Raw genomic sequence first — 11,967 nt, forward strand, 5'->3', positions numbered from 1 at the left:
GCGCCGGGGGGGGCGCCCCCCGGCCGGGGTCCGCCCACAGCGAGGTGAGGGGCCAGATGTTCACGACTCGACCGACACTCCAGGGCACCTTCGGCATGGTGTCCTCCACCCACTGGCTCGCCTCCCAGTCGGCGATGGCCGTCCTGGAGGAGGGCGGCAACGCCTTCGACGCCGCGGTGGCCGCCGGTTTCGTCCTGCACGTGGTCGAGCCGCACCTCAACGGACCGGCCGGCGAGGTCCCGATCCTCCTCGCGCCCGCGGGCGGCGAGGTGCGGGTGCTGTGCGGACAGGGCGTCGCCCCGGCCGGCGCGACCGTCGCCCACTACCGCGGCCTCGGCCTCGATCTGGTCCCCGGCACCGGACCCCTCGCGGCGGCCGTGCCCGGCGCATTCGACGCCTGGATGCTGCTGCTGCGCGACCACGGCACGAAGACCCTCGCCGACGTCCTCAAGTACGCGATCGGGTACGCCGAAGACGGGCATCCTCCCGTGGAACGCGTCGGCGAGACCGTTCAGACGGTGCGCGAACTCTTCGAGACCGAGTGGACCTCGTCCGCCGAGGTGTACCTGCCGGGCGGCGAGGCGCCGCGCCCCGGCGCACTCCTGCGCAACCCCGCCCTCGCCGCGACCTGGCGGCGGCTGCTCACGGAGGTCTCCGCGCACCCCGGCCGAGAGGCGCAGATCGAGGCCGCGCGGGAGGTGTGGCGCACCGGCTTCGTCGCCGAGGCCCTGGTGCGCCAGTCCGAGCGGCCCACCATGGACACCAGCGGCGAGCGCCACACCGGCACGCTGACCGCCACCGACCTGGCCTCGTGGTCCGCGACGTACGAGGCCCCGGCGACGTACGACTGGCGGGGCTGGACGCTGTGCAAGGCGGGGCCCTGGAGCCAGGGGCCCGTGCTGCTCCAGCAGCTCGCCCTGCTCCCGCCCGAACTGCCCGCGTACGGCTCGGCGGAGTACGTGCACCTGCTCGTCGAGGGCTGCAAGCTCGCCATGGCCGACCGGGAGGCCTGGTACGGCGACGCGGCGGACGCGCCCGTACCGCTCGACGCGCTGCTGTCCGAGCCGTACAACGCGTCCCGGCGCGTCCTCGTCGGCGACAAGGCGTCCTACGAGCTGCGGCCCGGCAGCCCCGGCGGGCGCACCCCGCGGATCAGTGCCCACGCGCGCGTGGTCGCCGCCGGGGAGCCCGGTGCCGACGTGGTGGGCGGCGTGCCCGGGGCCGGTGAACCGACGGTCGCCAAGAGCCCGCTGTCCCCGGTGCCCGGCGAACCGGACGTCCGCGCGGACGGCGCCACCCGCGGCGACACCTGCCACCTGGACGTCGTGGACTGCTGGGGCAACATGGTCGCCGCCACGCCCAGCGGCGGCTGGCTCCAGTCCAACCCGGTCGTGCCCGAGCTGGGCTTCCCGCTCGGCACCCGGCTCCAGATGACCTGGCTGGAGGAGGGCCTGCCGAACTCGCTGACACCGGGGCGCCGCCCGCGCACCACCCTCACCCCGTCCCTGGCACTGCGCGACGGCGTCCCCGTCATGGCGTTCGGCACCCCCGGCGGCGACCAGCAGGACCAGTGGCAGACCCACTTCTTCCTCGCCGTCGCGCTGCGCGAGGAGGTGCGCGGCGGCCCCGACCTCCAGGGCGCCGTCGACGCCCCCAACTGGCACACCGACAGCTTCCCCGGCTCCTTCTACCCCCGCGGCATGCGCCCCGGCAGCCTCACCGTGGAGTCGCGCACCGACCCGGAGGTGGTCAAGGAGCTGCGCCGCCGCGGCCACGACGTGCTGATCGGCGACGCCTGGTCCGAGGGCCGGCTGTGCGCCGTCGCCCGGGACCCGCGCACCGGGGTGCTGTCCGCGGCGGCGAACCCGCGCGGGATGCAGGGGTACGCGGTGGGGCGCTGAGGCGGGTGCGGGTGCGGGTGCGGGTGCGGGTGTGGGGCGCTGAGGCGGGTGCGGGCCCGGTCGCGGGCGGGCCCACGGGCTCGGATGCCGGGGTCCCGCCCGCCGAGTTCACGCGGATTCCACCCGCTGTGCACCGGCCGGGACCGGATTGTCAGTGGGGCGTGCTGTCATGGAGGCATGATCGAACAGATCGAGGAGTTCCTCGCACAGGGCGTGGCAGACGTCGAGGAAGCGGTCCGCACGGCGGCCGCCACCGAGATCATGCCGCGCCACCGACAGCTCGCCGCGTACGAGATCGACCAGAAGGCGGGCCCGCACGACCTGGTCACGGACGCCGACCGCAACGCGGAGGCGTATCTGACCAAGGTGCTCCCCGAGCTGCTGCCCGGCTCCGTCGTGGTCGGCGAGGAGGCGGTGCACGCCGACCCGGCGACCTACGAGGCGCTGAAGGGCGGCGCCCCGGTGTGGATCGTCGACCCCGTCGACGGGACCCGGCAGTTCGTCCGCGGCGAGACCGGTTTCTGCACCCTGGTCGCCCTCGCCCTGGACGGCGTCCTGCACGCCTCGTGGACGTACGCGCCCGCGCGCGAGCAGTTCGCCACCGCGATACGCGGCCGGGGCGCGGTCCTCGACGGCGAGCCGCTGACCGCCGGTTCCCCCGGCCCCGGCAGCGAGCTGAGCGTGGCCCACTCGCACCCGGACTACACCACCGACGAGCAGAAGCACGCGCTGCTCGCCCTGCGCACCGAGGGCGTGCGGCCGCGCCCGTGCGGCTCGGCGGGGCTCGAATACCTCGCCGTCGCCCGCGGCGAGCTGGACGCCACCGCGTTCTCCTGGGAGGCGGCCTGGGACCACGCGGCGGGCCTGCTGCTGGTCGAGGAGGCGGGCGGCGCCCATCTGACCCTGACCGGCGAGCCGTTCCGGATAACCGGCGGCAACGCACTGCCCTTCACGGCCGCCCGGGACGCGGCCACGGCCCGCCGGGTGATCGACGTGCTCGCCCGCGGGGCCTGACCGGGCGGGCGGGCACGTGCGGAGGCGGGGCACGGGCACGTGCGGAGGCCGGGCGCGCGCGTGGTGGCCGGGTGCACGGCAGTCGGGCGCGGTCCCGGGACAGCACACCTAGCACCGTCCGGACCTGGTCCGAGCACCGTCCCGCCGCCCGGGCCCGAGCACCGTCCCGCCGCCCGGGTCCGAGCACCGTCCCGCCCGGGTCGGCCGCCCGCACCCGTCGGCCTGTCGCCCGTACCCGACTGCCGTCCGCCCTTACCTGACTGCCCTCCGCCCGCACCCCTCGGCCTGACTGCCCTCCGCCCGCACCCCTCGGCCTGTCGGCGGTGCGGCATATCCTGATCCCCACTGGCCATCGGCTGACGAAGGAGTCCGAACGTGCCGTCGATGCTCGATGCGGTCGTGGTGGGTGCGGGGCCGAACGGACTGACGGCCGCCGTGGAGCTGGCCCGCCGCGGCTTCTCCGTGGCGGTGTTCGAAGCGCGCGGGCAGGTCGGCGGCGGATCCAGTACCGAGGAGCTGACCCTGCCCGGCTTCCGGCACGACCCCTGCTCCGCCGCCCACCCCCTGGGGATCAACTCACCGGTCTTCCGCACGATGCCCCTGGAGCGCTACGGGCTGCGGTGGCTGCACGCCGAACTGCCCATGGCGCACCCGTTCCCCGATGGCACCGCCGCCGTGCTCTCGCGGTCGGTGGCGGAGACGGCCGCGTCCTTCGGCGCGCGTGACGCCGGTGCGTACCGCAGACTCGTGGAGCCGTTCCTGCCCCGCTGGGACACGCTGGTCCGCGACTTCATGTCCCTGCCGCTCACCTCGCTGCCCCGGGACCCCGTCACCCTCGCCCGGTTCGGCCTCGCCGGACTGCCGCCGTCGACGTGGCTGACGCGCCGCTTCCGCGACGAGCGGGCCAAGGCGCTGTTCGCCGGACTGGTGGCCCATGTCATCGCCCCGCTGAACGGGGTGGCAACCGGCGCGGTCGGCCTCGTCTTCGCCCTCGCCGCGCACGCCCGCGGCTGGCCCGTCGCGCGCGGCGGCTCCCAGTCGATCTCCGACGCGCTCGCGGCGTACCTGAAGGACCTCGGCGGCGCCGTCCACACCGACTACGAGGTCAGGCACTTCGACGACCTGCCGCCCGCCCGGGCCTATGTCTTCGACACCTCGCCCGCCGCGCTCGCCCGTATCGCGGGGCTCGGCCGCTACTACGACGGCTACCGGTACGGGGCCTCGGTCTTCAAGGTCGACTACGCCCTCGACGGTCCCGTGCCCTGGACCGCGAAGGAGGCCCGTGCCGCCGGAACCGTCCAGGTCGGCGCCGACCACCGGGAGATCGGCACCGCGCTGCACGCGGCTTCCCGCGCGGGCCGGGCGCCCGAGACGCCCTTCCTGATCACCGTGCAGCCCAGCGTCGCCGACCCCTCCAGGGCACCCGAGGGCAAGCACGTCTTCTGGGCGTACGGCCATGTGCCGAACGGCTGGAGCGGGGATCTCACCGACGCCGTCGAGCGTCAACTGGAGCGGTTCGCGCCGGGGTTCCGCGACCGTGTCCTCGCCCGGGCGACCGCGGGACCGCCGCAGCTCGCCGCCCGCAACGCCAACTACGTCGGCGGCGACATCGCCTGCGGCGCGGCCTCCGGGATCCAGCTGCTGCTGCGGCCCAAGGTGTCCCTGTTCCCGTACTCGACCCCGCATCCCGCCGTGTTCATCTGCTCGTCGGCCACCCCGCCGGGACCGGGTGTGCACGGGATGTCCGGACACAACGCGGCCAAGGCTGTGTGGCGGAGGCTGCGCAGCGCATGACTCGGATCACGCTCGTCCAGGGCGACATCACCCGGCAGACCGTCGACGCCATCGTCAACGCCGCCAACTCCTCGCTGCTCGGCGGGGGAGGCGTCGACGGCGCGATCCACCGGCGCGGCGGCCCGGAGATCCTGGCCGCCTGCCGGGAGCTGCGGGCCGGCCACTACGGCAAGGGGCTGCCGACCGGCCGGGCGGTCGCCACCACGGCCGGCCGGCTGGACGCGCGCTGGGTGATCCACACGGTGGGCCCCCGCTACAGCCGCGAGGAGGACCGCTCCGGCCTGCTGGCCTCCTGCTACCGCGAATCACTCCGCGTCGCCGACGAACTGGCCGCCCGCACGGTCGCGTTCCCCGCCGTCTCGGCGGGCATCTACGGCTGGCCGCTGCCCGACGCCGCCCGCATCGCGATCGAAACGGTACGGAGCACGGACACGCAGGTGACGGAGGCCAGGTTCGTCCTCTTCGACGAGCCGGCGTACGCGGCCTTCGAGAAGGCCGCGGCAACCCCATAGGGGCGCGGGGAACTGCGCGACCGGCCACGACGGCGCCGCGGCCGCCCGACGGCAGTCCGCGGCAGGCTCCGGCGCGCCGGACCGGTGGTGGCCCCGGTAGGGGCGCGGGGAACTGCGCGACCGGCCACGACGGCGCCGCAGCTGCCCGACGGCAGACCGCGGCACATCCCGAGCGGCGCCCGTCGGCGAGCGGCGCCCGTCGGTGACCGTCACCCGTCGGCGACCGTCACCGCTGACCACCCCCCGGCACCACCAGCCCGCTGTCGTACGCCAGAATCACCGCCTGGACGCGGTCGCGCAGGTCGCACTTGTCCAGGATGTGGGCGACGTGCGTCTTGACGGTGGTTTCGCCGACGCCCAGCTCGTGGGCTATCTCCGCGTTGGAGAGGCCACGGGTCAGCGCGCGCAGCACGTCGAGTTCGCGCCCGGTCAGCGCCGCGAGGCGCGACGGCACGGGCGGGATGGTCGCGTCGGCGAGCCGGGCGAACCGGTCGAGCAGCCGGTGGGTGACGCGAGGGGAGAGCACCGCGTCCCCCGCGTCGACCGTGCGGATCGCCTCGACCAGCGAGTCGGCGGGACCGTCCTTGACGAGGAAGCCGCTGGCCCCGGCGCGCAGCGCGTCCACGACATGGGCGTCCAGGTCGAAGGTGGTCAGGATGATGACCCGGCTCGCCGAACCGTCCGCGACGATCCGCCGGGTGGCCTCGACACCGTCCGTGCCCGGCATCCGTATGTCCATCAGGACGATGTCGGGCCGCAGCTCGCGGGTGTCCGCGACCGCGCGCTCGCCGTCGGGGGACTCCCCGACCACGGTGATGTCCGGCTCGGCCTCCAGGATGAGCCGGAAACCCGTGCGGATCATGGGCTGGTCATCGACCAGCAGGACGCGGATCGCCCGCATGCTGTGTGCTCCCATGCTGCTCAGTGTTCTCTTCGTTTACTTCGCGTTCTCCGCGTTCTCCGCGTTCTCCGCGTTCTCCGCGTTCTTCGTGTGCTTCGTGTGCCTCGGCTTCTTCGTGAGGTGTTCCGGAGCCCGGTGCGGCCGGGAGCGGGACGGTGACGTGGACGCAGTAACCCCCGGCGGGCCGGGGCCCGGTGTGCAGGGAGCCGCCCACGGCGGCGACGCGCTCCCGCATGCCCACCAGACCGTGCCCCGCCCCCTTGGCGGGCTTCGGAACACCCGGTGCCTGACGGTCGGGTACGGGACCGTCGTCGCAGACCCGGACGACCAGCCGGCCGCGGTCCGCCTCCCAGGCGACGCTGAGCGACGTGTGCGTGGGACCGGCGTGCTTCAGCGTGTTGGTGAGCGCCTCCTGCACGACCCGGTACACGGTGAGCTGTGACCCGGCGGGCAGCTCGGCGGGCGTGCCGCTGGTGGTGAAGCCGACGTCGAGCCCCGCCTCGCGGACGGCGTCGACGAGCGCGGGCAGGGCGTCGACGGTGGGCTGGGGCGGCTGCCTGCTGGGATCGGCGTCCGCCTCCTCGTCGGTGCGCAGCACGTCGAGCAGGCGCCGCAGCTCGGTCACGGTGGCCCGCCCGGTCTCCTCGATGGTGCCGTGCAGTTCGTGCGCCCGTGCCCCGTCCCGGTCCTGGATCCGGTCGGCGGCGATCGTCTGCACGACCATGAGGCTGACGTTGTGGGCGACGATGTCGTGCAGTTCGCGTGCGATGCGGGCCCGCTCCTCCATGACGGCGGCGCGCTCGTTGGCGGTCTGCTCCCGTTCCAGCGCGGCGGCCCGTTCCAGCGCCTGCTGGGCGATGGCGGCGCGCGCCCGCGCCAGCCGGCCCAGCGCCCAGGCCGCGACCAGCAGCACCGCCTCGGTCGCCCACGCGGCGATCCGGTAGCCGGACGGCGCGAGCACCGCCTCGGTGACGGCCGCGACCGGGATCAGTACGCCGGTGACCCGCGTGGCGGTCCGGGACGACGAGCGCCGGGCGGTGAGGAAGACGGCCACCGCCACGGCCGTATAGCTGGGCCCGATGGACGTGCCGTCGGGACTCGCGAGCCGCGGGACGTAGTGCAGCGCCTGGAGCAGGGCGCTGCTGACGGCCATGACCAGCAGTACGGGGACCGGGGCGAGCCGGTGCACGGCCAGCGGCAGCGTGGCCGCCAGGGCGATCAGCAGCCACCAGGCGTCCGGGGCGCGCAGCACGGGTCCCTCGGGCGGCAGCATGCCGGGTACGGCGAGGCAACTGGCGGCGAGCACGGCGGCCAGCGCCGCGTCCACGAAGGCCCGGGGCATGCGGCGTCCCGCGAACGAGTCCATGCGGTGCATGAGACACACGGTAGACGGACCGTGGCGGCCGACGCTCTGCTTCCAGGCTGAGATCGGCGCCCCTTCTCCTCCGCGGAGAGATCATCCGCAAGGAGGAGACACCCGCCGCGCGGACCCGTGCGCGGGTGCCCGTTCCTCCTCCCTCCGGGCGAGGTCCCGCCGCGTCTCGCCCGTGCGGCCGAGGCCGCCGTTCGTCGCTCCGGCCGAGGTCGGCGCCCGTTCGCCGGGCTGAACTTGAGACAGCGACGACCGCGACGAAGCAACCACCGCGACGAAGCGACGACAGCGACGAAGCGACGACAGCGACGAAGCGACGACAGCGACGAAGCGACGACCGCGACGACCGCGACGAAGCGACGACCGCGACGACCGCGACGACCGCGAATACGGCGACGCGAGAACGTCGGCCCCGACCACAGGACTACAGGACCACAGGAGTCACCGTGCAGCCTGCGCAGCATCCCTTCCCGGCCACCGGCACCCGTCCCGCGGTCCGGCTCACGGACGTGACGAAGCGGTACGGGGAGGGCGCCGGGTCCGTACTGGCCCTGGACGGCGTCGGCGCCGACCTCGAGACGGGCACGTTCACGGCGGTCATGGGCCCCTCGGGCTCGGGCAAGTCCACGTTCCTGCACTGTGCGGCGGGCCTGGACCGGCCCACGTCGGGCGCCGTCCACATCGGCGGCCAGGACCTGGCGCGGCTGCGGGAGGCCCGGCTGACGGAGCTGCGGCGCACCCGGGTCGGCTTCGTCTTCCAGGCGTTCAACCTGCTGCCCTCCCTCACCGTCGAGCAGAACATCACGCTGCCGCTCAGACTGGCCGGACGGCAGCCCGACGCCGACTGGCTGGACCACATCGTCGCCGGGGTCGGACTGACGGGGCGGCTCGGGCGCCGGCCCGCCGAACTCTCCGGCGGCCAGCAGCAGCGGGTGGCGATCGCGCGGGCGCTGGCCACCCGGCCCGAGGTGATCTTCGCGGACGAGCCGACGGGCGCACTGGACCCCGAGACCGCCCGGGACATCCTGGGACTGCTCAGGCAGGCCGTCACCGACATGCACCAGACGGTGGTGATGGTGACGCACGACCCGATGGCCGCCGCGCACACCGACCGGGCGCTCTTCCTGAGCGCGGGCCGGATCGTGGACGAACTCACCGCGCCGGGCGCCGGGCACGTCGCCGAGGTCATGGCCGGGCTGCGGAGGGCCGTCTGATGCTGGGCCTCGCGCTGCTCACTCTCAAGGCCCGCAAGGGCGGTTTCGCCGGTACCTTCGTCGCGCTGCTGCTCGGCGCCGCCGTCCTCAGCGCCTGCGGCGTCCTGCTGGAGTCGGGGCTGCGCTCCGGTTCCGCCGCCGAGCGCTACGCACGGGCCGACGCCCTCGTCACGGGCCGCCAGGAGACCCGCCTGAAGCTGAAGTCCGTTGACGGCTCCACGTCCGAGGAGGCCCAGCCGCTGCCCGAACGGGTACCGGTCGACACCGCCCTCGCGGGCCGCGTCGCCCGCGCGGACGGGGTGCGCGAGGTCGTCGCCGACACGGGCGCGACGGTACGGCTCGTCACGCGCGACGGCGACCCCGTACCCGGCCGCAACGGCGGCGCCACCACGGCCCACAACTGGTCGGGGCTCCGCCTCGGCGACTTCCGGCTCGCCACCGGCCGCGCGCCCCGCACCGCCGACGAGGCCGTGCTCGACGCCGACCTCGCGCGGCGGGCCGGGGTCCGGCCGGGCGACTCCGTACGCCTGATGACGTCCGGCACGCCGCGCGCGTACCGGGTGTCCGGGACCGTCGCGCTCGCGGGCGGCGGGACGCCCCGTCAGTCGGTGGTCTTCCTCACCGACGCGGCGGTACGGGCCATGGCACCGGACGGCACGGCCGACGCCCTAGGGGTCCTCGCCGAGCCGGGCACCTCGCCCGAACGGCTCGCCGCCGCCGTCGGAGCGGCCCTGGACGACGACACGCTCACCGTGTCCACGGGGTCCGGGCGCGGCCGGGCCGAGTTCCTCGACATCGCCGTCAGCGGCTCCAACCTGGTGCTGCTGGCCACCGCGATCGGCGGGAACGTACTGCTCGTCGCCGTGTTCGTGCTCTGCTCCACCACCGCCCTGTCCGTCCGGCACCGCCGCCGGGAGATCGCCCTGCTGCGCGCCGTGGGCACCACACCCGGCCAGATCCGGCGCATGGTGGCAGCCGAGGCCGCGGTCACCGGAGCCGTCGCGGGCGTCCTCGGCTGCCCGCTCGGCGCGGTGGTCGTGTACTGGCTCGCGGACCGGTTCGCCGGACACGGCATCGTGCCGCCGGACTTCGCGCCCGTCCTCGGACCCCTGCCCTTCCTCGGGGCGGTCGCGGTGACCGCCCTGACGGCGCTCGTCACCGTGCTGCTGGCGTCCCGGCGCGCCACCCGCATCCGGCCGACCGAGGCACTGGGGGAGGCCGCGGTGGAGCGGCCCGGTCTCGGCCGGGGACGCCGGGTGACCGGGCTGGTGCTCCTGGCGGTGGCGGCGGGCGCCTTCTCCACCGGACTGACCCAGCAGTCGGACTTCTTCACGCTGGTCGGCATCGCCAACGGACTCGTGATCATCCTGGTGATCGCGGTCGGCGTGCTCGGCCCGCTGCTGACCCGGGCCGCGCTGCGTCTGCTCGCCCCGCTGCTCGACCGGACCGGCGTCACCGGATACCTCGCGGCGGCCAACACCCGTGCCAATGTGGGCGCCCTGGCCGGGGCGGTCGTCCCGCTCGTGCTCGCCATCGCGTTCGCGTCGACCGTGGTCTTCACCCAGACCACCGCGCTGCGGGAGTCGGCCGAGCAGACCCGCGAGGGCCTGGTCGCTGACCACGTACTGACCTCGTCCGCCGGACTCTCGCCCGAACTCGCCGACCGAGTGGCCGAGTTGAAGCAGGTGAAGGCGGCGACCGGCGTCGTGACGTCCAAGGCCGTCGCGGTGGAGAAGATGTTCGGCGAGGAGACGTCGGTGCCGCTCAGCGCGCAGGGTGTCGAGCCGGAGGCGCTGGGCGCCACCCTCGATCTGCGCGCGACCGGGGGCGACCTGTCCCGGCTGGCACCGGACACCGTGGCGGTCAGCGGCGTCACGGCCTCCCAGCTCGGCCTCGACGTCGGCGACGTCGCACGGATCTGGCTGGGCGACGGCACCGAGGTCCGGCTGCGCATCGTCGCCGTCTACGAACGCGGCCTCGGCTTCGCCGACCTCACCCTCGACCACGGTCTGCTGCTGGCCCACACCACCGGGCGGCTCGACGCGTCCGTACTGGTGCGGTCCGCGCCCTCGGCGGCGGGACTGGACGCGGCCCTGGCCCGCCTCGCGGCGGACTACCCGGGCACCGTCGTCCAGGACCGCATCGACAACGAGGACCAGCTGACGGAACAGCGGGCCAACGCCTGGGTCAACTACCTCGTCGTCGGCGTGATCATCGCCTACACCGGTGTCACCGTCGTCAACACGCAGGCGATGAACACCGCGAGCCGGCGCCGCGAGTTCGCCCTGCTGCGGCTGTCGGGCACCGCCCGCCGGCAGGTCCTCGGCATGATGTTCCGCGAGAGCCTCGCCGTGATCGCGGTCGGTGTCGGCCTCGGCACGCTGCTGGCCCTGTTCCCGCTGGCCCTGGTGGCCCTCGCGCTGGGCGGCACCCCGCTGCCCGCCGTACCCGGCACCGGCTACCTGGCGATCGCCGGGGCGACCGCCCTGCTCGCCGCCACGGGCACGATGGTCCCCACCTGGCGGCTGCTGCGGATCCGCCCTGTCGAGGCGATCGGCACCAAGGAATGAGGCGCGGGCGGGCCCCTCCCGCCGTCCGGGCAGGAGGGGCCCGCCCGTTTCAGCATGATCTGGCGCGGAACCCCAAGCGTTCACGCCCGGGAGGAAGCGCTTCTCAAGACAGGGTGACCTGCACGGGTGCACGGGTGCACGGGTGCACGGGTGCACGGGTCTGCACTGTTGCCCTCAGCCGGGTCGCTTCTGGTTCTCGATGTACTCCTTGATGATCTCCAGCGGTGCGCCGCCGCAGGATGCGGCGAAGTAGCGGTGATGACCGCCTTGCTGACCCGGACGACGTCCCCGTCCGAGGCCAGCACGACCGCGCCTGCGAGCCGCCCCAGCGACACACTCGCCCCGCCCGGACCCACGTGGTCGTAAGCCATGCGGGCCGGAGCAAGCGCTGCCCCTGTGCCCCGGACGCCCCGACCGCCGCCGTGGTCCGGGCCTTGGCGGCGGCCAGGACCGGGGGCCGGGATGCCGGGCGCGGCAGCAGCCGCGTCCCGGGTCCCGGGTTCCGGAACCCGGAACCCGGGACCCGGGTTTCGGACACGGCGGTAGCCACGGGTCCCGGCCGCGGCGGCGGGCGCCGGGCGCCCACGGCCCCGGGGGCCGGGTGCCGCGTGCGCCCCCCCCGCCCCGCGGGGGCCCCCCCCCCCCCGGAAACGTGGGTTTATATCGAGGGCCCGCCCCCCCGGGGGGCG

At 74.8% G+C, this 11,967-nt stretch carries 8 protein-coding genes; 6 read left to right on the top strand and 2 right to left on the bottom strand.

What is annotated here, in order from left to right; translation table 11 throughout:
* Positions 1-56: 56 nt before the first annotated feature.
* From ACFV6E_RS20450 to ACFV6E_RS20465, 4 genes are all read left to right on the top strand, one after another.
* Positions 57-1,901, top strand: a complete 1,845-nt coding sequence (locus ACFV6E_RS20450; RefSeq protein ID WP_385463320.1) for a gamma-glutamyltransferase family protein — start codon at positions 57-59, stop codon at positions 1,899-1,901.
* A gap of 177 nt (positions 1,902-2,078) precedes the next feature.
* The gene (locus ACFV6E_RS20455; protein ID WP_385463323.1) at positions 2,079-2,915 is read left to right on the top strand and encodes an inositol monophosphatase family protein; all 837 of its coding nucleotides are present in this window, start codon (positions 2,079-2,081) and stop codon (positions 2,913-2,915) included.
* A gap of 384 nt (positions 2,916-3,299) precedes the next feature.
* Positions 3,300-4,709 carry a phytoene desaturase family protein gene (locus ACFV6E_RS20460; protein ID WP_385162076.1) on the top strand — a complete coding sequence of 470 codons (1,410 nt, stop codon included), beginning with the start codon at positions 3,300-3,302 and terminating at the stop codon, positions 4,707-4,709.
* Complete coding sequence (locus tag ACFV6E_RS20465; RefSeq protein WP_385463326.1) at positions 4,706-5,221, top strand: O-acetyl-ADP-ribose deacetylase; 516 nt, start codon at positions 4,706-4,708, stop codon at positions 5,219-5,221. Before ACFV6E_RS20460 ends, ACFV6E_RS20465 begins: the two co-directional genes overlap by 4 nt.
* Positions 5,222-5,447: 226 nt before the next feature.
* Here ACFV6E_RS20465 and ACFV6E_RS20470 read toward each other — a convergent pair whose 3' ends face one another.
* Complete coding sequence (locus ACFV6E_RS20470) at positions 5,448-6,137, bottom strand: response regulator (protein ID WP_385463328.1); 690 nt, start codon at positions 6,135-6,137, stop codon at positions 5,448-5,450.
* The gene (locus ACFV6E_RS20475) at positions 6,091-7,497 is read right to left on the bottom strand and encodes a sensor histidine kinase (RefSeq protein WP_385463331.1); all 1,407 of its coding nucleotides are present in this window, start codon (positions 7,495-7,497) and stop codon (positions 6,091-6,093) included. The genes ACFV6E_RS20470 and ACFV6E_RS20475 overlap by 47 nt, the downstream gene beginning before the upstream one ends.
* A gap of 443 nt (positions 7,498-7,940) precedes the next feature.
* Between ACFV6E_RS20475 and ACFV6E_RS20480 the strand changes: the two genes are divergently transcribed.
* Complete coding sequence (locus ACFV6E_RS20480; RefSeq protein ID WP_385162050.1) at positions 7,941-8,708, top strand: ABC transporter ATP-binding protein; 768 nt, start codon at positions 7,941-7,943, stop codon at positions 8,706-8,708.
* Entirely contained in the window at positions 8,708-11,278 is a 2,571-nt protein-coding gene (locus ACFV6E_RS20485; protein ID WP_385463334.1) for an FtsX-like permease family protein, read from the top strand. Before ACFV6E_RS20480 ends, ACFV6E_RS20485 begins: the two co-directional genes overlap by 1 nt.
* The last annotated feature ends 689 nt before the right edge of the window (positions 11,279-11,967 follow it).

This window comes from Streptomyces sp. NPDC059785 (assembly GCF_042732375.1).
Taxonomy (GTDB): domain Bacteria; phylum Actinomycetota; class Actinomycetes; order Streptomycetales; family Streptomycetaceae; genus Streptomyces.